This is a genomic window from Actinoplanes rectilineatus, from assembly GCF_000962825.1.
GTDB classification, from domain to species: domain Bacteria; phylum Actinomycetota; class Actinomycetes; order Mycobacteriales; family Micromonosporaceae; genus Actinoplanes; species Actinoplanes rectilineatus.
Genome location: NZ_JZKF01000008.1, coordinates 36,572 through 58,943 on the forward strand (window position 1 = coordinate 36,572; position 22,372 = coordinate 58,943).

The window sequence follows — 22,372 nt, forward strand, 5'->3', positions numbered from 1 at the left end:
ACTGTCAGGAACTTGACGGTTACCACCGGCATCAATGTCAGACACTTTGCCGGCGTCACCTCGGACCGCATTTCCGGCGCGCACCGGACTCAGTGATCATCTCACCAAGACCATCGATCACCTGCGGAAACACTCGATCGAGGCAAGCTCACCCAGAGCCCAAGACCCGCTCCGGAGAGTTGTCATGACGCTCCGAGGCGTGACACTCCGCCGTGCGCGTGGCGGGGACAGGCGCGTCCGACCTGCCCCCAAACGCCCGAACATCGCACTGTCTGTGTGGGCACCAGTTGACAACTGACGATGCAGCCGATCGTGAAGCATCCACAGGTCACGCCAGTTCGACGAGCTCCAGCAGATCGTCGCTCCACGCGTCCTCGTCGCCGTCCGGCAGCAGGATCGCGCGGTCCGGCTTGAGCGCCTGCACACACCCCGCATCGTGCGTGACCAGCACGATCGCACCCGGGTAGTTGGCGATGGCGTCGAGCACCTGCTCGCGGCTGACCGGGTCGAGGTTGTTCGTCGGCTCGTCGAGCAGCAGCACGTTGGCGCCGGAGCAGACCAGGGTGGCCAGGGCCAGACGGGTCTTCTCCCCACCGGAGAGCACCCCGGCCGGCTTGTCGACGTCGTCCCCCGAGAAGAGGAAGGCACCCAGGATCTTGCGCAGCTCGGTGTCCGTCTGCTCGGACGCGGCACTGCGCATGTGGTCCAGGATCGAACGGTCGACGTCGAGCGTCTCGTGCTCCTGGGCGTAGTAACCCAGCCGCAGGCCGTGACCCGCGCGGACCTCACCGGTGTCCGACTCGAGCAGGCCGCCGAGCATCCGCAGCAGGGTGGTCTTGCCGGCACCGTTGAGGCCGAGGATGGCGACCCGGGAGCCGCGGTCCACCGCCACGCTGACGTCGGTGAAGATCTCCAGCGAGCCGTACGACTTCGACAGCCCGACAGCGGTCAGCGGGGTCTTGCCGCACGGTGCCGGGCTCGGGAACCGCACCTTGGCGACCTTGTCCGAGGTCCGGGTCTCCTCCAGGCCGCCGAGCAGCTTCTCCGCACGGCGCGCCATGTTCTGCGCGGCGACCGTCTTGGTGGCCTTGGCCCGCATCTTGTCGGCCTGCGCCATCAGGGCACCGGCCTTCTTCTCCGCGTTGGCCCGCTCCCGGCGGCGACGGCGCTCGTCGGTCTCGCGCGCCTCGAGATACGTCTTCCAGCCCATGTTGTACATGTCGACGACCGAGCGGTTGGCGTCGAGGTACCACACCTTGTTGACCGCGGCGTCGAGCAACTCGACATCGTGGCTGATCACGATCAGGCCGCCCTTGTGCTGCGCCATGTAGCCGCGCAGCCAGGCGATCGAGTCGTGGTCGAGGTGGTTGGTCGGTTCGTCGAGCAGCAGGATGCCCTTGCCGTTCTGCCCGGAGTTGGCGAACAGGATGCGGGCCAGCTCGATGCGCCGGCGCTGACCGCCGGACAGGGTGCCGATGGTCTGGGCCAGGGCGCGGTCCGGCAGACCGAGGTTGGCGCAGATACGGGCGGCCTCGGCCTCGGCGCCGTAGCCACCGAGGGCGGAGAACTGGTCCTCCAGATTGCCGTACCGCCGGACCAGTTTGTCGTCGGCGCTCTCCTCGAGCTGCACCTCGAGTTTCTGCATCTCGGCAAGGATGACGTCGAGCCCGCGGGCGGACAGCACCCGGTCACGGCCGGTCACGTTGAGGTCGCCGGTGCGCGGGTCCTGCGGCAGGTACCCGATCTCGCTGGTCCGCTCGACGGATCCGGCGTACGGGATGCCCTCGCCCGCCAGCACCTTCAGCGTGGTGGTCTTGCCCGCACCGTTGCGGCCGACGAGGCCGATCCGGTCACCTGGCTGCACCCGCAGGGTGGTGGGGGAGATCAGGATGCGCGATCCCGCGCGCAGTTCCAGTCCGGTGGCGGTGATCATGAAGTCTCTCGCTCTCGGGAATCAGGCTGGCTCAGGGCACACGAAAGCGCCGGCCGCCGGGTAGGGGCGGTCGGCGCGGGCACGGTCAGCCTTCGCAGAGCAGCACGCCGCCATACTACCGGTCCCCGCACGGCACCTCCCACCCGATTAATTTGCAAGATCAACGGGTACACGCGGGGACACCCGTGCTGAAGGTGGGACAGATGGAACTCAACGAACGTGCCGACATCGACACCAGTCAGATCGAGGACGGCCGCGGCGGCGGCGGTGGTGGTGGCATCGGCGGCCTGCCCATCGGGGGCGGCGGCCTGGCCGGCATCGTGGTGACCGTCGTTCTCATGCTGGTCGGCGGATACTTCGGCGTCGACGTGATGAACGGCGGCGGCAGCGGCGAGTCGACCGGCACGCCCCTGACCAGCTGCAGCGACGACGCGCAGAAACTGCAGGCGCTGGAGTGCCGCAACGGCCTCTACGTGACGTCGATCCAGGCGTACTGGCGTGACCAGCTGCCGAAGTCGTTCGGCGAGGACTACCAGCCCGCCAAGACGCACATCTTCTCCAGCCAGGTGACCACCGGCTGCGGCGCGGCGGACTCCGGCGTCGGACCGTTCTACTGCCCCGCCGACGACAAGGTGTACATCGACCTGACCTTCTACAAGGTGCTCGCCGATCAGCTCGGCGCGCCGGGCGAGTTCGCCCAGCCGTACGTGCTGGCCCACGAGTACGGGCACCACGTGCAGGACGTCCTGGGCACCGAGGCGGAGATGCGCCGCCGCCAGGAACGCGACCCGGGCTCGGCCAACGAGGAGTCGGTCAAGCTGGAGCTGCAGGCCGACTGCTACGCCGGCGCCTGGGCCCACTCGGCGTCGACGACGACCGACAAGGACGGCGACAAGATCTTCACCAGCCTCACCGACGAGGACATCCAGCAGGGCATCGACACCGCCGGCAAGATCGGCGACGACGCGCTCCAGCAGCGCGGCGGCGGCGAGGTCAACCCGGAGGAGTTCACCCACGGCACGTCGGCGCAGCGCCAGCAGTGGTTCCGGGTCGGCTACGACTCCGGCGACCCGAAGAAGTGCGACACCTTCGCCGCCGGCGCGGTCAGCTGACCTCTCTGATCAGAATCGGAACAGCCCGGGCCATGGCGATCGCGGACACCAACACCGCGTGGCGTGGCTCGGGCACCTCCAGCAGCCGCTCGTGACGCAACGCGGCGAGCGCCGCCAAGGGGGGCGCGGCAAGGATCGCGTCGACGGCCGTGCGGTCACCGCCGGTCACGAGCGCGGTCATCTCGCGTACCCGGGGCAGAAGAATGCGGCCCGCGATGCCGGCGCCGTCCGACGCGGCCGCCTTCGCCTGATTGTCCCGGCGGCGCGCGAAGCGCTGCTGTGACCAGCCACCGGCCGCCGTGCGGCCCTGCACGTAGTGCGTGTCCACCTTGGAAGTGATCAGTTCCGGTCCGTCGGCGATGCCGACGGCGACCGCGCCCTTGCGCGCGAGGAGCAGGCCCAGCAGCCGTCTCCGCGACGCCGCACCGATCAGCTCGTCGATCGTCGCGACCGGGCCGGCTCCGGGCGGGGCGTGCAGCGTCGCCGACGCGCCGTCCGCGCCGGTCACGGTCAGACCGCTCGCGGTGTACGCGCCGTGCCGGCCCCCGAAGTTCTCCAGCCATCGCGGCAACCGTTCCGGCGCGACGTCCACCCACTTCCCGCCGCCGGCCGCCGCCCGTTCACCCATCCCGCCAGCCTACGGCGGCAGGCCCGCAGGCGCGTCAGAGCACCAGCCGTACAGCGGCAGGCCGGCAGGCGCGTCAGAGCACCAGCCGGACCGCGAGGACGGCGATCACGACGCTCGAGACCAGCGCGGTGATCAGGCGGCCGCGGGGTCCGGTCAGCAGGCGCCCGATCAGGGAACCGCCGCCGGCGACGAAGAGTTGCCAGCTCGCCGAGGCCAGGAAGGCACCGGCGACGAACCACGGCCCTCCGCCGGAACCGCCGCTGCCGAGGACCAGCGCGGCGAAATAGATCACCGTGGCCGGGTTCAGCAGGGTCAGGGCGAGCACACCGGCGTACGCCCGGAGCGCCGTCGTGGGACGCTCCGCCCGCTCGGTCGCGGCGCCGCGGAACGCACCCCGGGCCGTCCAGGCGGCCAGTCCGAGCAACACGACCGCGCCCACCCAGCGCAGCGCGACGGCGACCGGCGCGATCAGCCCGGCGACGGCCGCTCCCCCGGCGACGGCGACCAGGGCATACAGCCCGTCGGCGGTGGCCGCGCCCAGGCCGGCGGCGGCACCGACGCGCAGCGAGTCGCGGGCGCTCAGAGTGGCGATCAGCACGCCGATGGCGCCGACCGGCACGGCGATGCCGTATCCGGCGATCACGCCGTTGAGGAAAGCCCCGGTCACGGGCCCCACCTCCCCCACTAGACGCTCATCACTTTTCGCTTCTCCCTGATACCAGAAAGTGACCGATGGCGTCCGGCTGGGTAGGGTCCGATCATGGTCGCTGAACTGATCCTGGTACGGCACGGACAGAGCCTCGCCAACGTCGCCCTCCCCGCCGCGGACGCGAAAGGCCTGATGGAGGCCGAGGTGAGCGGCCGCGACGCGGAGGTCCCGCTCACCCCGCTCGGGGAGGAGCAGGCCCGCGCGCTGGGCGCCTGGCTGGGCACGCTGCCGGAGGAGCAGCGGCCCGACGTGGTGATCACCTCGCCGTATCTGCGGGCCCGTGAGACCTGGCGGATCGCCGCCGAGGCGTCCGGCGTCGACTTTCCCGAGCCGACGACCGACGACCGTCTGGTGGACCGCCTCCAGGGTGATCTGGAGCTGCTGACCCGGGCGGCGATCACGGCCCGGTTCCCGGACGAGGCGGCACGGCGGGCCGAGGCGGGCGAGTTCCGTTATGCCCCGCCCGGTGGCGAGTCGTTCGCCGACATCGCGGTCCGGCTGCGGTCCTTCCTGGAGGACCTGCACCGCGATCACGACGGCCGGCGGGTGATCGTGGTCGCCCACGATGCGGTGGTGCTGATGACCCGGGCGGTGCTCGAGGAACTGGACTGGGACGGGGTGCTGGCGGTGGAGGCCGCGTCGGGGTACGTCCGCAACGCCTCGGTCAGCCGGTTCCGGCGTACCGGCGAACGACTCACCCTGGACGGGTACAACGTCATCGATCATCTGCCGCCTGCATGAATGCCCGAAAAATATCGATGAACGTATTGCAAAGGTATATTTGCAAACTTATCTTTTGACGGTGCTCCCTCCACACACTCTCCGTGGCCTCGCCCATCCGCTACGTGTCCAGATCCTCGGGATCCTGCGGGAACAGGGCGCCTCGACCGCCACCCGGCTGGCCGGGCGACTCGGTGAGTCGTCCGGATCCACCAGCTACCACCTGCGCAAACTCGCCGGATACGGGTTCGTCGAAGAGGACGCCGGCCGCAACACCGGCCGGGAACGATGGTGGCGTGTCGTCGACCCCGGCGACACGGCGACCGGAAGCCGGATCCTGCGCCTCACCCCCACCGAAGCGGCCGACCTGCAACGCCGCATCGAATCCCTGCTCGACGAATACCCCGGCGATCCGGTCCGGTCCGACGCCCGGCGGGTGGTGTTCCAATGGCGGGCGTTACCGCAACTCCCGGACGGCATGTGGTGAACCGCCAGCTCACCGGCCTCCTCTCCGCCGAGGCCGTCTCCATGCTCGGCAGCCGGATCACCTTCGTCGCGCTGCCCTGGCTGGTCCTGACCAGCACCGACTCGGCACTGCTCGCCGGCCTGGCCGGATTCGCCGAAATGCTGCCGTACATCCTGGCCGGGCTCCTCGGCGGTCCCCTCGTCGACCGGATCGGCCCCCGCCCGACCAGCGTCGCCGCCGACGCCGCCAGCATGCTCGCGGTAGCCGGCATCCCGCTCTTCGCGGCCTGCGCAGCCGGTGGACTGTCCCTCGGCGCGCTGATGGGACTCATCGCCCTGGCCGGCGCCCTCCGCGGATTCGGCGACGCCTCCAAACGCGCCCTGCTCCCCCGCACCATCGACGCCGCCGGGCTCACCACCGAACGGGGCACCGCCCTCTACGACGGGGTCAGCCGCGCCGCCACCCTGATCGGGCTGCCGCTGGCCGGCGTGCTGATCGCCGCATCCGACCCGGTCATCGTGCTACTCGCCGACGCGGCCACCTTCGGCGTCAGCGCCCTGATCATCAGCACCGCGGTCCGGGTCGGCCCGGCCGAGACAGCACGCCCCGGCGAGTGCTACACCGCGGCGCTCGCCGGCGGATTCCGGTACGTACGCCAGGACCGGCTGATCCTCGGCATCATGTCGATGCTGTTCGCCACCAACATGTTCGACCAGGCGTACTCGACGGTGTTCGTCCCCGTCTGGGTCCGCGACGGACTACACGGACCGGCCGCCCTGGGCATCGTGGGCACCGCCTTCGGGCTCGGCGCGGTCGCCGGCAACATCATCTACACGATCCTGGCACCTCGGCTGCCGCGGCGGCGTACCCTCGGCATCTGTTTCTTCCTCGGCGGACCGGCCCAGCTCATCGCGGTGGCCGCCACCGACCGGGTGTGGGCCGTGCTGGCGACCGCGGCGGTCTCCGGCGCCCTGATGTCCGCGGTCAACCCGATCCTGCTGGCCGCCGCCTACGGGCGCATCCCGTCGCACATGCACGGCCGGGTGATGAGCGTGCTGATCGCGGTGTCGTGGGCGGGCATCCCCTTCGGCGGCGTGCTGGGCGGATGGGCGACCGACGTGCTCGGGCTGCGGACGGCGGCGCTTCTCGCAGCCGCGGGATACCTTGCGGTCACTGCCGCGCCGTTCTTCTTCCCGGCATGGCACGCCCTCGATGCCGTACGCGACGAGCAACGTCCCGCCAAAGCGGTCGTCCCGGCGTAGCAGTCCTGACCTGTCGTCCCGTCGACCTGTCGACCCGTCGACCTGCCGTCCCGTCGACCTGTCGACCTGTCGTCTCGGCGCCCTCGGTCCTCCGGCGCGGGTCTACTGGGGTGCGGGCGTTCCCGACGGGTCGCTACAGTCCTGCTCGATGACTCTCAATCATGATGTGACCGGCTCCGGGCCGGTCGTGCTGCTGCTGCATTCGACAACCGGCGACCGCCGCATGTGGGACCCGCAGGTCCCCGTCCTGGCCGGCGCCGGATACCGGGTGGTCCGCTGCGACCTCAACGGTTACGGCTCGACCCCGGTGCCCACCGGCGACTACAACGACGCCGACGACGTCCTCACCCTCCTGACCTCCCTGGGCGCCACCCGGGCCGCGGTGATCGCCGCTTCCGGAGGCGGACGGGTGGCCCTCGACCTGATCGCCCGCTCCCCGCAGACGGTCCCGGCCCTGCTCCTGATCGCCACGGCGATGCGGGGCCACGACCCGAGCCCGGAGCTGAGCGCGTTCGGCGACCGCGAGGACGCCCTACTGGAGGCCGGCGACGCCGAAGCGGCCACCGCCCTCAACGTCGACCTCTGGCTGGGCCCGCTGGCCGACGACGCGACGCGCGCCAAGCTGCACCTCATGCAGCACCACGCCTTCACCATCCAGCTGGCCGCCGACGCCGAAGCCGCCGCCGCTGACACCGAGACCACCACCGGCGTGGACTCCGCCTCCGGCGCTGAGGCTGAAACCGACACTGAGATCTCCGACCCGACGGAAGCCTCGCCGTCGGAAGCCTCGCCGTCGGCAGACCTTTCCGAGTTCACCGCGCCTGTCCTGCTCCTCTCCGGCGCCCACGACCTGCCCGACTTCCGGCAGATCGCCGCGCACCTCGCCACCGTCTTCCCGAACGCCCGCCACCGGGAGCTCGACTGGGCCGGCCACCTCCCCACCCTGGAAAGCCCCGACCGAGCCAACCCCCTGATCCTGGAGTTCCTGGCCGAGTCCTTCCCCATCGGGCCCGCCTGACCCCCGCTCCCGGATCACATCGGGCGCCGCCGGACGCGACACCACTCAGCTTCCTTCGGCGCCCGCCCATGGCGTCGGTCAGCCACACCTGTTCGCGGAGCCGGACGCGGAGCCGGACGCGGAGCCGGACGCGGAGCCGGACGCGGAGCCGGACGCGGAGCCGGACGCCAATGGAGCGCCATGTCGCGAGTCCGCATGCTCTCGTTCACGCTGCGCGGTGCCACGGGCGGCAGGACCGAACCGGGGACGCACGCTCTACCGAGGATTGATGATCGTGGTGCACAGACCACCCGCCGAAGTGGTCAGCGCACCACGATCGATCCGCGTGGGTGGTTGCCGTTTCGATCGTGGTACGCCGACAACCCAGGACGGTGATAGGCGCACCACGATCGCCGACGCAGGAACGCACGCAGCCAGAAACGCGGGCAGCCAGAAACGCGGGCAGCCAGAAACGCGGGCAGCCAGAAACGCGGGCAGCCAGGAACACGGGCAGCGGAGACGGCCAGCCAGCAAACGGCGAGCGGCAACAGCCAGCGGCGAACAGCGATCGGCCAACGGCAGCCGGCCAGCAGGCGACAGCAAGCGGGGTCAGTCGGCGGAGAGCCGGGTCAGTCGATGCGGCACCACTCCCGCAGCTGGCCGGCCACCTCACGATCGCCGTCGACCCGGACGTCCGCGAGGGGGATCCGGCGGTAGAGCGCCAACACCAGGTCACTGGCCCGGCCCTGCAACCTGGTCACCGGATCGCCGGAGGCGGCAGGGCCCACAGTGGCGCCGGACGGGGAGAGGTCGAGGGTCCACGACGGGCCCTCGATCGCCTGGAACGCCACCCGGGCCGGGCGGTGCGGCCACGGCGTGCGGGAACCCAGGCAGACGGTCAGGAACTCGCTGACCCCGTCGACGGCGGCCGCGGCCGGGATCGGCTCGGGGCTGCCGATGGTCTCCTGGGCGTCGTAGGCGTGCACGGCTGCCTCCTGCACCTGGTGACGTGCCACCGTGCCGGCCGTCAACGGTGCGACCGACGACTCCCACCAGGCCCAGCAGGGCGTGTCGGGGCCGGCCGCGCGCAGGGCCGTGAGCAGGGACTCCGTGGAGGCTGCGAACCAGTCGAGCAGCACGTCGTGGCGCTCGTGCCCGCCGCGAGTCGCACCCGCCGCCGCGCCACCCGCGGGCCCGGCCCCCGACGGACCGTCACCGCCAGTAGGCCCGGCACCCGCCACCGCGCCGCCCGCAGGCCCGGCCCCCGACGGACCGTCACCGCTGGGACTCATGGACGGCGGTTCGCGGTCGCCGAGCTGCTCGGCGGTCGGTGGCCCGGAATCGTCGGCCGCTGTCACCGCCGCCGCCCAGAACCGCTGCACCTTGCCCGTGTGGGTGACGAGGTCGCGCAGCGTCCATTCGGGGCAGCCGGGAACCGTCGCCACCAGGTCGGGCGCGGCTGCCACCGCGTCGCGGAGGGCCGCCGACCGGCTGTCGATCAGGGCGAGGAGCTCGGGGAAGGGCGGTGTCGCAGTCATCCTCGGTTTCTACCACCGAGGTACGACAAACCACCGGGGTACGACAAACGACCGGCGTGCGAGACAACCCCCGGGGTACGACGCCCCCGGATACGAGGCAAACCCCGGGGTACGGCACAGGGCGGCACGCTGATCGCGTACCGCCCTGTCGAGGGACAGCTCAGACGTTGAAGCCGAGCGCCCGGAGCTGCTCCCGGCCATCGTCCGTGATCTTGTCAGGGCCCCACGGCGGGAGCCAGACCCAGTTGATGCGGAAGTCCTGGACCAGGCCGCCGCCGGGACCGGTGGTCAGGGCCTGACGGGTCTGGTCCTCGATGACGTCGGTCAGCGGGCAGGCCGCCGAGGTGAGCGTCATGTCGAGGGTGGCGATGTTGTCCTCGTCCACGTGGGCGCCGTAGACCAGGCCCAGGTCGACGACGTTGATGCCGAGTTCGGGGTCGACGACGTCCTTCATCGCCTCCTCGATGTCGGCCAGCGTCGCCTTCGACACCGCGACGGGGGCGTCGGGGGTCTCGGCGGCCGCGGAGACGCCGACAGCCGGCACCTCGACGGGCTCGCCGGCCTCCTCGGCCTCGGCGCGTTCGGTGGCCAGCCAGCCGGGCACCTCGTCGTCGACGGCCGACGCGTCGCCGGGGACGGAGGCGACGGTCTTGACGCCTTCCTCCTCGGCGGGCGGCGACGACAGGATCGTCACCGCCTCGCCGGCGGCGACGGGCGGGGCCGTCTCGGGGTCGGGGGCGGTCGACACTGAAGAAGCTGTTTTCTCGGTCATGCCTTCACCTCCGGGCTCACGCCCACGTCCACACCGGCGCGCGCCGCGGCGTCCTTGAACGCCATCCAGGGCAGCAGCGCGCATTTGACCCGGGCCGGGAACTTGGCGACCCCGGCGAAGGCGATGCCGTCACCGAGGACCTCCTCGTCCGGCTCGATCTGGCCGCGGCCCTGCATCAGTTCGACGAAAGCATGGTGGATTCCGGACGCCTCGGCCACGTCCGTTCCCTGCAGCAGTTCGTACAGCACTGATGCGGAGGCCTGGCTGATCGAGCAGCCGAGCCCGTCGTACGAAATCTCGGACAGATCGGAACTCACCCGCATGGTGATCTCGTCGCCGCACGTCGGGTTGACGTGGTGCGCCTCCCCGTCGAACGGGTCCCGCAGACCACGACCGTGCGGATGCTTGTAGTGATCCAGGATGATCTCCTGGTAGAGACCGTCGAGCATCATCAGCCGAACACCTTCCGGACCTGGTCGAGGCCGCGCGCCAGGGCGTCGATCTCGTCCGTGGTCGTGTAGAGGTAGAACGAGGCGCGCGTCATCGCCGGCACCCCGAACCGCGCGCACACCGGCCGCGCACAGTGGTGCCCGACCCGCACCTCCACGCCGAGCGCGTCCAGGATCTGTCCCACGTCGTGGGGGTGTACCCCGTCGACGCCGAACGACACCGTGCCGCCCCGGCCCTCCGGAGAGGACGGACCGAAGATCCGCACATCGGGTACGCCGCTCAGAGTGTCCAGCGCATACCGGGTGATCTCCAGTTCGTGCTGGTGGACCGCTTCCATGCCCAGTCCGGTCAGGTAGTCCACCGCCGCGCCCAGGCCGATCGCCTCGGTGATCGGCGGGGTGCCGGCTTCGAACCGGGCCGGCGGGGCGGCGTAGGTCGTGCCGGTCATCGTGACCGTCTCGATCATCGAGCCGCCACCGAGGAACGGCGGCAGCTGTTCGAGCAGGTCGAAGCGGCCCCACAGGACGCCGATGCCGGTCGGTCCGAGCATCTTGTGCCCGGTGAACGCGATCAGGTCGGCGCCCAGGGTGCGCACGTCGATCGGCAGGTGCGGCACCGACTGGGAGCAGTCGAGCACGACCAGGGCACCGACCTCGTGGGCCCGGGCGGCGATCCGGGACACGTCGTTGATCGTGCCGAGCACGTTGGACATGTGCACCAGCGAGACGATCTTCGTGGCCGGGGTGATCAGCGCGTCGAGGTCCGACTCGTCGAGCCGGCCCTCGTCGGTGATCCCGAACCAGCGCAGGGTCGCGCCGGTCCGCTCGCAGAGGAGCTGCCACGGGACGATGTTCGAGTGGTGCTCCATCTCGGAGATCACGATCTCGTCACCGGGGCCGAGCCGCAGGTGCTGTCCGGCGGAGTGCGCGACCAGGTTGAGGGCCTCGGTGGAGTTCTTGGTGAAGACCACCTCGTCCGGGCTCGCCGCGCCGATGAACGCCGCGATCTTGGCTCGGGCACCCTCGTAGGCCTCGGTCGACTCGGTGCCCAGGGTGTGCACCGAGCGCGACACGTTGCCGTTGTACTTCTCCTGGTGCGCGCGCATGACGTCGAGCACCTGCACCGGTTTCTGCGAGGTGTTGGCGCTGTCCAGGTAGACCAGCGGGTGGCCGTTCACCTCCCGCTCGAGGATCGGGAAGTCCTTGCGCACCCGCGCGACGTCGAAACTCATCGGAGAACCTCTCAGGCCTTGGTGAGGAACTTCTCGTAGCCCTCGGCCTCGAGCTGCTCGGAGAGCTCCGGACCGCCCTGCTGGACGATCTTGCCGCCGACGAAAACGTGCACGAAGTCCGGCTTGATGTAGCGCAGGATCCGGGTGTAGTGGGTGATCAGCAGGAAGCCGGTCTCGCCGGTCTCGCGGACCCGGTTGACGCCCTCGCTGACGATCCGCAGCGCGTCGATGTCCAGGCCGGAGTCGGTCTCGTCGAGGATCGCGACCTTCGGCTTGAGCAGCTCGAGCTGCATGATCTCGTGACGCTTCTTCTCACCGCCGGAGAAGCCCTCGTTCACGTTGCGCTGTGCGAAGGCCGGGTCCATCTGCAGCTTCTCCATGGCGCCGCGCAGCTCGCCGGCCCAGGTGCGCAGCTTCGGCGCCTCGCCGTCGATCGCCGTCTTGGCGGTACGCAGGAAGTTGGCCACCGACACGCCGGGAACCTCGACGGGGTACTGCATGGCCAGGAAGAGGCCGGCCCGGGCACGCTCGTCGACGGTCAGCGAGAGCACGTCCTCGCCGTCGAGGGTCACCGTGCCGCCGGTGATCTCGTACTTGGGGTGGCCCGCGATGGAGTAGGCCAGCGTCGACTTGCCGGAACCGTTCGGACCCATGATGGCGTGGGTCTCGCCGGCCTTCACGGTCAGGTCGACCCCGGCCAGGATCGGCTTCAGCTCGCCCTCGGGCAGCTTCACCGAAACCTGCAGGTCACGGATCTCCAGGGTGCTCACGGCTCTACTCCATTACTCGGTTCGGTCGAAACGTAGATGTCGCCGTCGCGGATCTCGACGGGGTAGACCGCCACCGGGTCGATGGCGGGCGGGCCGGAGGGCTCGCCGGTGCGCAGGTCGAAACGGGACCCGTGCAACCAGCATTCCAGCGCGCAGCCGTCCACCTCGCCCTCGGAGAGGGCCACCGAGGCGTGGCTGCACTCGTCGCGTACGGCGTAGAACTGGTCGTCGTCCGCGTGCACGACCGCGACCTCGACCCCGTCGACCTCCACCTGGAGGGCGGTGCCCTTGGCCACGTCCGTGACGGACCCGACGTTCTCGAACGGCATGACTATTGCCCGGCCTCGGCCAGGCGCGCCTCGATGGTGTCGCCGAGACGCTCGCGCAGCTCCTCGACCGGGATCTTGTTGATCAGCTCGGCGAAGAAGCCCCGGACCACCAGCTTGCGCGCCTCCCCCTCGGGGATGCCGCGGGCCATCAGGTAGAACAGCTGCTCGTCGTCGAAACGACCGGTCGCGCTGGCGTGGCCGGCCCCGGCAACCTCACCGGTCTCGATCTCGAGGTTCGGCACCGAGTCGGCGCGGGCGCCGTCGGTCAGCACCAGGTTGCGGTTGATCTCGTACGTGTCGGTGCCGGTCGCCTCCGCCCGGATCAGCACGTCGCCGACCCAGACGGTGTGCGCCGACGCGCCCTGCAGCGCGCCACGGTAGCCGACGTAGCTGCGGCAGTCCGGCACGCTGTGGTCGACCAGCTGGCGGTGCTCCTGGTGCTGGCCGGAGTCGGCGAAGTACAGACCCCAGAGCTCGGCGTCGCCGCCGCGGCCGGCGTATTCCACGCTGGTGAACTGCCGGACCAGGTCGCCGCCCAGGGTGACCTGGACGTGCTGCACCCGGGCGTCCTTGCCGACCTTGACCTTGACGTGCTGCGCCTGGACGGCGTCGCGGTCCCAGTCGGCCAGCGTCACGAAGGTCAGCTGCGCGCTGTCGGCGACGACGACCTCGATGTTGTCGGCGAGCGTGACCGTGCCGACCTGCTCCAGCACGATCGTCGCCTTGGCGAACGCGCCGACCGTGACGACGGTCCGCGCGGCCGCGGCGTCGCCGCCCTTGCCGACCACCCGGATCACGGCGGCCTCGGCCGGCTCGGCCTCGGCAGCCACCTCGATCAGGGTGATGCTCGACGCCGAGCCGTACGCCAGGGCACTGATCCGGTCGAACGGGGTCAGGACCGGGTCGACCGCGGAGACGGACGAGACCGTGACGCCGGCCGGCAGATCGCCGTATTCGACCGACGGTGCGGCGCCGGTCAGGGCGGTGGCCTTGACCAGGTCACGCAGACGCTTGAGCGGGGTGAAACGCCACTCCTCCTCCAGCCCGTTGAGGGCCGGGAAGTCGTTGACGTCGAAGGAGCGCAGCACCTGGGACTTGGTGCTCGGCGGGGCGATGGCCTCGGTTGTCATTTCGTCCTTTTTAAGATGATCGTCCGGAACGCCAGCTCGAAATCAGCCGACAGCGCCTTCCATCTGCAGCTCGATCAGGCGGTTCAGCTCCAGGGCGTACTCCATCGGGAGCTCCTTGGCGATCGGCTCGATGAAGCCACGCACGATCATCGCCATCGCCTCGTCCTCGGTCAGGCCACGGCTCATCAGGTAGAAGAGCTGGTCCTCGCTGACCTTGGAGACGGTCGCCTCGTGCCCCATGTTCACGTCGTCCTCGCGGATGTCGACGTACGGGTACGTGTCCGACCGGGAGATCGTGTCGACCAGCAGCGCGTCGCACTTGACCGTGCTCTTGGAGTTGGCCGAGCCCTCCAGCACCTGCACCAGACCGCGGTACGACGTGCGGCCGCCGCCCCGGGCGATCGACTTGGAGATGATCGTCGAGGAGGTGTGCGGCGCGGCGTGCACCATCTTGGCGCCGGAGTCCTGGTGCTGACCCTGGCCGGCCATGGCGATCGAGAGGACCTCGCCCTTGGCGTGCGCGCCGGTCATGTAGACGGCCGGGTACTTCATCGTCACCTTGGAGCCGATGTTGCCGTCGACCCACTCCATGGTCGCGCCCTCTTCGCAGGTGGCGCGCTTGGTGACCAGGTTGTAGACGTTGTTCGACCAGTTCTGGATGGTCGTGTACCGCACCCGGGCGTTCTTCTTCACGACGATCTCGACGACCGCGGAGTGCAGCGAGTCGGACGAGTAGATCGGCGCCGTGCAGCCCTCGACGTAGTGCACGTAGCTGCCCTCGTCGGCGATGATCAGGGTCCGCTCGAACTGGCCCATGTTCTCCGTGTTGATCCGGAAGTAGGCCTGCAGCGGGATGTCCACGTGCACGCCCTTCGGCACGTAGATGAACGAGCCGCCGGACCAGACGCTGGTGTTGAGAGCGGCGAACTTGTTGTCACCGACCGGGATGACCGTGCCGAAGTACTCCTGGAAGAGCTCCGGGTGCTCCTTGAGCGCGGTGTCGGTGTCCAGGAACAGGACGCCCTGCTCCTCGAGGTCCTCGCGGATCGCGTGATAGACGACCTCGGACTCGTACTGCGCGGCGACACCGGCGACCAGGCGCTGCTTCTCGGCCTCCGGGATGCCCAGCTTGTCGTACGTCGCCTTGATGTCCTCGGGCAGGTCCTCCCAGCTGGCGGCCTGCTTCTCGGTGGAGCGCACGAAGTACTTGATGTTCTGGAAGTCGATGCCGGTGAGGTCGGCGCCCCAGTGCGGCATCGGCTTGCGGTCGAACAGGCGCAGGCCCTTGAGCCGCAGGTCGAGCATCCACTGCGGTTCGTTCTTCAGAGCGGAGATGTTGCGCACCACGGATTCGGACAGGCCGCGCTGCGCCGCCGCGCCGGCAACGTCAGCGTCGGCCCAGCCGTACTCGTACCGGCCAAGAGCGGCGAGGTGCTCTTCCTGGGTCACGATCTGGTCCGTCATTGCAATCTGTCCTTACTAACCGTGGTGGCAGGAGCGCACTTCGAAGCGGGAATGTGCGTGGTGCACACCCCGTCGCCGTGCGCGATGGTGGCGAGGCGCTGCACGTGGGTGCCGATGAGCCGGGAGATGACTTCGGTCTCGGCGTCGCACAGCTGAGGGAACTCGGCAGCCACGTGAGCCACCGGGCAGTGATGTTGGCACAGTTGGCCACCCGACGCGATGGTGGTCGCATTGGCAGCGTATCCCTCGGCCGTCAATGCCTCGGCGAGCGCCTCGGCACGGGCGAGCGGGTCCTGGCCGGCCGAGGCCAGCGCGGCGTGCAACCGGCCCTCGAGGGCGCCCACCTGGGTCTCGGCGAACGCGGACACCGCTTGCGGGCCGTGCGTCGAGGCGATCCAGCGCAGGGCGGCGGTGGCCAGACCGTCGTAGTGGTGCGGGATCAGACCCTCACGGCCGGCGGCGGTCAGCACGAACGCCTTGGCCGGGCGGCCACGGCCCCGGGGACGGTCCGAGCGGACGGCCCGTGTCTCCACCAGATGATCGGCGAGCATCGCGTCGAGGTGTTTGCGGATCGCGGCCGGGCTCAGCCCGAGCACCTTGCCGAGCTCCGCGGCGGTGGCGGCACCCCGCTCGATGAGCAGGTGCGCGACCCGGTCACGGGTGCGCCCGTCCGTCACGGTGGCCGGAGCCCCCGCGCCGTCGCCGGACAGCACCTCGTATTTCACTACGCCAACGTTACGTATTTCGTCCAGCCCCTGCAAACCGAACCCCGGTGATCCACCACACCGGTTACCGGAGCTGCTGAAAGGCCCGTTCGCATCCGGGCGTACGATCCCCGGCGTGAGGTCCCTGGCATCCGCTTTACGCCCGCTGGCCCTGGCGTCCCTGATCGCCAACATCACCCTGATCGTCACCGGAGCGGCCGTTCGGCTCACCGGTTCCGGTCTGGGCTGCCCGACGTGGCCGCGGTGCACCGACGACTCCTACACGACGACGGCCGAGATGGGCGTCCACGGGATGATCGAGTTCGGCAACCGCCTGCTCACGTTCGTCCTGGTCGGTCTCGCCATCGCCACGTTCGCCGCCGCGATCGCCCAGCGCCCGCGCCGCAAGGCCGTCGTGTGGCTGTCGGTCGCGGTCGGTTTCGCCGTCCCCGCGCAGGGCGTGGTCGGTGGCATCACCGTGCTCTCCGGCCTCAACCCGTGGGTGGTCGGCCTGCACTTCATCGTCTCGATCGTGATGATCGCCGGCTGCTACGCGCTCTGGCGCCGGGCCGGCGAGGGTGGCGGCGACAAGATCTGGCACGTCCCGGCCCCGATCCGGCACCTGGCGTGGCTCACCACCGCGGCCAGCTTCGCCGTCATCGCGGCCGGCGTGGTCGTGACCGGTTCCGGTCCGCACGCCGGCGACCACGGCGCCGCCCGCAACGGTCTCGACCCGACGCAGATCTCCCAGGTGCACGCCGACCTGGTCTTCCTGCTGATCGGCCTGAGCGTGGCGCTCTGGTTCGCCCTGCGCGCGACCGGCGCCCCGGCCACCGCCGTCCGGGCCGCCGCGGTGCTGGTGATCGTGGAGTTCTCCCAGGGCCTGATCGGCTTCGTGCAGTACTTCACGCACCTGCCGATCATCCTGGTCGGCGTGCACATGCTCGGCTCCGGCCTGGTCTGGACCAGCACCCTCGCCGTGCTCTGGGCGCTGCGCGAACGCCCGGTCGTCGTCGCCGCCCCCGCCGGGGAGCCCGCGCCGGCCAAGGAGCCTGCCGCGGTCTGAGCCGCCCCTCTCACCCTCGGCTTCTGCGGTACGAGCCACACCCGTCACAAACGCAACTCATCCGTCCCGGAGTGGCCCAGCGGAAGGGCTGCCACGGTCACGGGCCGTCGCTCGCGTGGCCGGCGGGTGGCCGGGCAGGTGCTCGCGCTCCGGACAGCTCCGGGACGGTCGTGCTGCGTCTGTGACGGGTGTGGCTCGTACCGCAGAGAAAAGGCCGACCGGAAGTCCCGGCCGGCCTTTCGCTGGTTCTGAGGGTCTCGCTGGTCTGGCTGGTCTCGCCGGTTTGGCTGGTTCTGCTGGTCTCGCTGCTTGTCGCTGGTGGATCCCGGTCAGAGCCGGGCGAGGATCGCCGCGGCGAGGCGTTCGGCGGAACCGGGTGCGGTGCGCAGGAACAGGCTCGGCTCGGTGAGCTCGAGTTCGATCAGCAGCGGACTGCCGTCCGGGCCCGGGATCAGGTCGACCCGGGCGTAGAGCAGGCGTTTGGCGTCACCGGGCACCGCCTCCAGGACACGGCGGGCGAGCGCCAGTTCGGCGCTGGACGGCTCGCGCGGGGCGATCACCTCGCTGCCGACCTCGATCGCGCCGCCGCCGGTCTCGGTGAGCATCGCCCCCTTGCGGACACCGTGGCTGAAGGTCAGCGCACCGGTCACGTCGGGAACGCACAGCACCGCGGTCTCACCGGCGGTGTCGACCGCCGCCATGTACGGCTGGATCATCGCGGTGCGCCCGGCGGCGATCAGGCGGTCGACGTGCGCCCGGGCCGGACCGGCCTGCTCCGGGAGCACGTAGCGGCCGGTGTCCTGGCTGCCGGCGCTGATCGTGGGCTTGACCACCCACTCCCCCTCGGCCGGCGGCGTCCAGGTGTCACCCGGGCCGGCGAACGTGGTCGGGATGATCGGCACGCCGGCTTCGGCCAGCTCACCCAGGTACCGCTTGTCGGTGTTCCAGGCGATCACGTCGGCCGGGTTGGCCAACCGTGGCACGCTCCGGGCCCACGCGACGAACGCGTCCCGGCGGGCCACGTAGTCCCACGGGGACCGGACGACGACCAGGTCGTAGGCCGCCCAGTCGGCGCCGTCGTCGTCCCAGCGGAGCGCGTCGACGAGCACCCCGCTCGCGAGCAGGGCGTCGCGCAGCGGGAGGTCGTCCGCATAGAGGTCGGGAAAGGTCGCGCAGGTGACCAGCGCGACGCGGGACGGATCGGCCACTAGCGGGCCATGCTCCGGCGCGACATCGAGCGCCACAGGTCGTTGCTGGGGCGCATCTGCTCCATCAGCTCGCGCTCCCACTCGTTCTCCACCTTCACACCCGCGCCCTCGCAGGCCTCACGGGCGACGCCGGTGTCCTTGGCGAACTGGTCGGACCACTCGCCGTCCTCGCCGACGAGGACGATGCGGGCGCCGCGCTTACCGACATACTCGATCACTGCCTTCGCGCCGCCGTGACCGGCGGCGAAAGTCTTGATGTCGGAGGTCAGTGTCGAAACGGAACCATCTGCCATGGTCCGCAGCCTAAGCACTCACGCGGATCCGGTGGGTGCATCGACGATCCTTTTGTGACCCCTGTTACCAGCAGGTTTCGAATGATCGACGATCGTTTCGCGGCGATAAAGTCTGATTTGCACCCGCGCACTGATTCCCACGAATGAGTGACGGACAGTAACCACCTGTAGCTACATTCCGGGCATCCTGTGCGACGAAGCCGTAACCGGAGTCACACAGAGCGATCCGCGAGCCGGATCAGACGAGCGCGTCGACCGCGACGGCCAGGAAGAGCACCGTCAGGTAGGTGATCGAGAGGTGGAAGAGCCGCATCGGCTTGACCACCTCGCCGGCCCGGTTCTTGTAGGCCAGACGGATCGCCTCGGCCAGGAACACGAGTCCGGACACGATCGCCGTGCCGCCGTAGATCCAGCTCAGACCCAGTGCCCAGACCCACGCCGAGGACGCGAGAGTCAGGACGGTGTAGAAGAGGATCTCGAAGTTGACCCGCTGGGCGGAGCGCACCACGGGCAGCATCGGGATGCTGGCCCGGGCGTAGTCCTCCTTGTACTTCACGGCGAGCGCATAGAAGTGCGGCATCTGCCAAAAGAAGACAACCGCAAAAAGCGCCCACGCCATCGGGGACAGTCCGCCGGTCACCGCGGCCCAGCCGATCAGGACCGGCGCCGCGCCGCAGACACCGCCCCAGAACGTGTTCGCCGGCGTCCGGCGCTTCAGCCAGAGCGTGTAGACCACGTCGTAGTAGAAGATCGACGCCGCGGTGAGCGCGGTGGCGAGCCAGTTGGTGAGGACCGCCATCATCACGACCGAGATGACCGCGAGCGTCAGGCCGAAGATCAGCACCGCGCGCGGGGTGATCGTGTTCGTCGGCAGCGGCCGGCGCTTGGTGCGCCGCATCAGCTGGTCGATGTCGCGATCGATGTAGCAGTTGAGTGCGCTCGCCGCGCCGCCCGCCAGCGCGCCGCCCACCAGGACGACCACGAAGGTCAGCGGATCCGGCCAGCCACCGGCCGCCAGCATCATCGTCGGCACCGTGGTGACCAGGAGCAGCTCGACGATCTGCGGCTTGGTCAGCGAGACGTAGGCCCGGAGCAGGGCGGTCCAGTCACGACGGGCTTCGGCCACAGCAGGAGGGGCGCCTTTTTTCGGGCGCTCCACCACGCCGGGCGCCCGCCGCTGGGCGGGACGCTCGGTGATCATGCTCACGGACAGCCACCTTCCGGCATCGGCTTTATTTCGCGGCCGTTGCCGGGGATAGCACCCGGCGGCCCGCCCGGACAGCCTACGCGCAGTCGTCTGCGCTGCTCGGGCCACCCGGTTCGGGTGCAGAGAGTCACATCGTTTGAACCGGCGTGTCCGCTCACAGCGTATGTGCCTAGGGCGTTCACTGCGCACGTGTTTAGCCCTACTGGATAGGGTCAAGCCGAAAAGGGTTCCACAATTTTGCCCGAGGAGCACAACCGACGTGGCTAGCAAAGATCCCGCTCTCAACTGGTCCGACCTCGACCGCAAGGCGGTGGACACCGCCCGGGTGCTCGCCATGGACGCGGTCGAGAAGGCCGGCAACGGTCACCCCGGCACGGCGATGAGCCTGGCCCCGGCCGCCTACCTGCTGTTCAACCGTGTCATGCGGCACGACCCGACGGATCCGAACTGGGCGGGCCGCGACCGCTTCGTGCTGTCGTGTGGTCACTCCAGTCTCACTCTGTACGTTCAGCTGTTCCTCAATGGTTACAGCCTGTCACTCGATGATCTGAAGTCCCTGCGCCAGTGGGACTCCCTGACCCCGGGCCACCCGGAGTACGGGCACACCCCCGGCGTCGAGATCACTACCGGTCCGCTGGGCCAGGGCATCGGCAACGCGATCGGCATGGCCATGGCCGCCCGTCGCGAGCGGGGCCTGTTCGACCCCGAGGCCGCCGCCGGCGAGTCCCCCTTCGACCACCAGGTCTACGCCCTGGCCTCGGACGGCGACATCGAAGAGGGTGTCAGCCACGAGTCCAGCGCCATCGCCTCGGTGCAGAAGCTCGGCAACCTCACGGTGATCTACGACGACAACGAGATCTCCATCGAGGACGACACCCGGATCGCCAAGAACGAGGACGTCGGCGCGCGCTACGCGGCGTACGGCTGGCACGTCCAGACCGTGAACTGGCGGTCCGAGGGTGGTTACGCCGAGGACGTCGAGGCGCTCTGGGACGCGATCCAGGCCGCCAAGAAGGTGACCGACAAGCCGTCGTTCATCGTCCTCAAGACCATCATCGGCTTCCCCGCGCCGAACAAGCAGAACACCGGCAAGATCCACGGTTCCGCCCTGGGTGGCGCCGAGGTCGCCGCGACCAAGGAGCTGCTCGGTTTCGCCGCCGAGCCGTTCGCGATCGACGACGAGGTCGTCAAGCACGCCCAGCAGGTCGTCGAGCGCGGCCGCGCGGCCAAGGCCGAGTGGCAGAAGGCGTTCGACGCCTGGGCCGCCGGCAACGCCGAGGGCAAGAAGCTGTTCGACCGGCTCGCCGCCAAGGCGCTGCCGGAGGGCTGGGCCGCCGCCCTGCCCGAGTTCGCCGCGGACGAGAAGGGCCTGGCCACCCGCGCCGCGTCCGGCAAGATCCTCAAGGCGCTCGCCCCGGTCCTCCCCGAGCTCTGGGGTGGCTCCGCCGACCTGGCGGAATCCAACAACACCACCATGGAGGGCGAGCCGTCCTTCATCCCGGCCGAGTACGCGACCAAGGCGTTCCCCGGTCACGAGTACGGCCGCACGCTGCACTTCGGCATCCGTGAGCACGGCATGGGCTCGATCCTGAACGGCATCGCGGTGCACGGCGGCACCCGCCCGTACGGCGGCACCTTCCTGGTGTTCAGCGACTACATGCGCGGCTCGGTCCGCCTGTCCGCGCTGATGAAGCTGCCGGTCACCTTCGTCTGGACGCACGACTCGATCGGCCTCGGCGAGGACGGCCCGACGCACCAGCCGATCGAGACGCTGACCGCGCTGCGCGCGATCGTCGGCCTCGACGTGGTCCGCCCGGCCGACGCCAACGAGACCGCGTACGCGTGGCGTGGCGCCCTGGAGCACACCGACCGGCCGACCGCGCTCGCGCTGTCCCGGCAGAACCTGCCCACCCTGGACCGCACCAAGTACGCGTCGGCCGAGGGCACCCTCAAGGGCGGCTACATCCTCTCCGAGGCCTCCACCCCGGGCGCCCCGAAGGTGATCCTGATCGCCAGCGGTTCCGAGGTCGCGATCGCGCTGACCGCGCAGGAGCGCCTCGAGGCCGACGGCACCCCGACCCGGGTCGTCTCGATGCCCTGCCAGGAGTGGTTCTTCCAGCAGGACGTGGCGTACCAGCAGGAGGTCCTCCCGCACGGCGTGAAGGCCCGCGTCTCGGTCGAGGCCGGCATCCGGATGAGCTGGGACCGTCTCATCGGCGACGCCGGCGAGGCTGTCAGCATCGAGCACTACGGCGCCTCCGCCCCGGCGAAGGTCCTGTTCGAACAGTTCGGCTTCACCGCCGACAACATCGTCGCGAAGGCTCACGCCTCGCTCGCCAAGGTCGGCGAGATCACCGGCCACAAGACCGGAAACTGAGGAGAA

General features: G+C 69.9%; 22 protein-coding genes. 7 read left to right on the forward strand and 15 right to left on the reverse strand.

Annotated elements, in window-relative coordinates; genetic code table 11:
* Positions 1-328: 328 nt before the first annotated feature.
* Positions 329-1,933, reverse strand: coding sequence for an ABC-F family ATP-binding cassette domain-containing protein (locus WH85_RS08710; protein WP_045741233.1), 1,605 nt, complete (start codon positions 1,931-1,933; stop codon positions 329-331).
* Positions 1,934-2,136: 203 nt separating this feature from the next.
* Here WH85_RS08710 and ypfJ point away from each other — a divergent pair, with 203 nt between their 5' ends.
* A complete protein-coding gene (ypfJ, locus tag WH85_RS08715) occupies positions 2,137-3,045 on the forward strand; it encodes a KPN_02809 family neutral zinc metallopeptidase (RefSeq protein ID WP_045741367.1) in 909 nt (302 codons plus the stop codon).
* Here ypfJ and WH85_RS08720 read toward each other — a convergent pair.
* Entirely contained in the window at positions 3,038-3,673 is a 636-nt protein-coding gene (locus tag WH85_RS08720; RefSeq protein ID WP_045741234.1) for an acVLRF1 family peptidyl-tRNA hydrolase, read from the reverse strand. The genes ypfJ and WH85_RS08720 overlap by 8 nt on opposite strands.
* Before the next feature lie 73 nt (positions 3,674-3,746).
* Positions 3,747-4,340: a LysE family transporter gene (locus tag WH85_RS08725; RefSeq protein WP_045741235.1), complete on the reverse strand. Its 594-nt coding sequence runs from the start codon at positions 4,338-4,340 to the stop codon at positions 3,747-3,749.
* Positions 4,341-4,433: 93 nt separating this feature from the next.
* Between WH85_RS08725 and WH85_RS08730 the strand changes: the two genes are divergently transcribed.
* The 4 genes from WH85_RS08730 (at position 4,434) to WH85_RS08745 (ending at position 7,848) form a co-directional block, all read left to right on the forward strand.
* Positions 4,434-5,123, forward strand: a complete 690-nt coding sequence (locus tag WH85_RS08730) for a histidine phosphatase family protein (RefSeq protein ID WP_045741236.1) — start codon at positions 4,434-4,436, stop codon at positions 5,121-5,123.
* Positions 5,124-5,184: 61 nt separating this feature from the next.
* Positions 5,185-5,589: a helix-turn-helix domain-containing protein gene (locus tag WH85_RS54095; protein WP_245673864.1), complete on the forward strand. Its 405-nt coding sequence runs from the start codon at positions 5,185-5,187 to the stop codon at positions 5,587-5,589.
* A complete protein-coding gene (locus tag WH85_RS08740) occupies positions 5,550-6,830 on the forward strand; it encodes an MFS transporter (RefSeq protein ID WP_045741238.1) in 1,281 nt (426 codons plus the stop codon). Before WH85_RS54095 ends, WH85_RS08740 begins: the two co-directional genes overlap by 40 nt.
* A gap of 148 nt (positions 6,831-6,978) precedes the next feature.
* Positions 6,979-7,848, forward strand: a complete 870-nt coding sequence (locus WH85_RS08745) for an alpha/beta fold hydrolase (RefSeq protein WP_045741239.1) — start codon at positions 6,979-6,981, stop codon at positions 7,846-7,848.
* A gap of 608 nt (positions 7,849-8,456) precedes the next feature.
* Here WH85_RS08745 and WH85_RS48565 read toward each other — a convergent pair.
* From WH85_RS48565 to WH85_RS08790, 9 genes are all read right to left on the reverse strand, one after another.
* A complete protein-coding gene (locus WH85_RS48565; protein ID WP_045741240.1) occupies positions 8,457-9,365 on the reverse strand; it encodes a maleylpyruvate isomerase family mycothiol-dependent enzyme in 909 nt (302 codons plus the stop codon).
* Positions 9,366-9,525: 160 nt separating this feature from the next.
* Complete coding sequence (locus WH85_RS08755; RefSeq protein ID WP_045741368.1) at positions 9,526-9,909, reverse strand: metal-sulfur cluster assembly factor; 384 nt, start codon at positions 9,907-9,909, stop codon at positions 9,526-9,528.
* 224 nt (positions 9,910-10,133) lie between these two features.
* Positions 10,134-10,589: a Fe-S cluster assembly sulfur transfer protein SufU gene (sufU, locus tag WH85_RS08760; protein WP_045741241.1), complete on the reverse strand. Its 456-nt coding sequence runs from the start codon at positions 10,587-10,589 to the stop codon at positions 10,134-10,136.
* Positions 10,589-11,818 (reverse strand): cysteine desulfurase, encoded by a 1,230-nt coding sequence (locus WH85_RS08765; protein WP_045741242.1) that lies wholly within the window; start codon positions 11,816-11,818, stop codon positions 10,589-10,591. Before WH85_RS08765 ends, sufU begins: the two co-directional genes overlap by 1 nt.
* 11 nt (positions 11,819-11,829) lie before the next feature.
* Positions 11,830-12,588, reverse strand: a complete 759-nt coding sequence (gene sufC / locus WH85_RS08770) for a Fe-S cluster assembly ATPase SufC (RefSeq protein ID WP_045741243.1) — start codon at positions 12,586-12,588, stop codon at positions 11,830-11,832.
* Complete coding sequence (locus tag WH85_RS08775) at positions 12,585-12,917, reverse strand: Rieske (2Fe-2S) protein (protein WP_045741244.1); 333 nt, start codon at positions 12,915-12,917, stop codon at positions 12,585-12,587. Before WH85_RS08775 ends, sufC begins: the two co-directional genes overlap by 4 nt.
* A 2-nt stretch (positions 12,918-12,919) precedes the next feature.
* Positions 12,920-14,047 carry a Fe-S cluster assembly protein SufD gene (sufD, locus tag WH85_RS08780; RefSeq protein WP_045741245.1) on the reverse strand — a complete coding sequence of 376 codons (1,128 nt, stop codon included), beginning with the start codon at positions 14,045-14,047 and terminating at the stop codon, positions 12,920-12,922.
* A gap of 42 nt (positions 14,048-14,089) precedes the next feature.
* A complete protein-coding gene (gene sufB, locus WH85_RS08785; RefSeq protein ID WP_045741246.1) occupies positions 14,090-15,511 on the reverse strand; it encodes a Fe-S cluster assembly protein SufB in 1,422 nt (473 codons plus the stop codon).
* A complete protein-coding gene (locus tag WH85_RS08790; protein ID WP_045741247.1) occupies positions 15,508-16,236 on the reverse strand; it encodes a helix-turn-helix transcriptional regulator in 729 nt (242 codons plus the stop codon). Before WH85_RS08790 ends, sufB begins: the two co-directional genes overlap by 4 nt.
* 115 nt (positions 16,237-16,351) lie before the next feature.
* Here WH85_RS08790 and WH85_RS08795 point away from each other — a divergent pair, with 115 nt between their 5' ends.
* Entirely contained in the window at positions 16,352-17,281 is a 930-nt protein-coding gene (locus tag WH85_RS08795) for a COX15/CtaA family protein (protein ID WP_245673865.1), read from the forward strand.
* A gap of 329 nt (positions 17,282-17,610) precedes the next feature.
* Here WH85_RS08795 and WH85_RS08800 read toward each other — a convergent pair whose 3' ends face one another.
* The 3 genes from WH85_RS08800 to WH85_RS08810 all read right to left on the reverse strand — a co-directional run bounded on the left by WH85_RS08800 (position 17,611) and on the right by WH85_RS08810 (position 19,989).
* The gene (locus WH85_RS08800; RefSeq protein ID WP_045741248.1) at positions 17,611-18,489 is read right to left on the reverse strand and encodes an ATP-grasp domain-containing protein; all 879 of its coding nucleotides are present in this window, start codon (positions 18,487-18,489) and stop codon (positions 17,611-17,613) included.
* Positions 18,489-18,782 (reverse strand): hypothetical protein, encoded by a 294-nt coding sequence (locus tag WH85_RS08805; RefSeq protein ID WP_045741249.1) that lies wholly within the window; start codon positions 18,780-18,782, stop codon positions 18,489-18,491. Before WH85_RS08805 ends, WH85_RS08800 begins: the two co-directional genes overlap by 1 nt.
* Positions 18,783-19,020: 238 nt before the next feature.
* Positions 19,021-19,989 (reverse strand): heme o synthase, encoded by a 969-nt coding sequence (locus WH85_RS08810; protein ID WP_045741250.1) that lies wholly within the window; start codon positions 19,987-19,989, stop codon positions 19,021-19,023.
* Positions 19,990-20,248: 259 nt separating this feature from the next.
* Here WH85_RS08810 and tkt point away from each other — a divergent pair, with 259 nt between their 5' ends.
* Positions 20,249-22,366: a transketolase gene (gene tkt, locus WH85_RS08815; protein WP_045741251.1), complete on the forward strand. Its 2,118-nt coding sequence runs from the start codon at positions 20,249-20,251 to the stop codon at positions 22,364-22,366.
* Positions 22,367-22,372 lie beyond the last annotated feature (6 nt).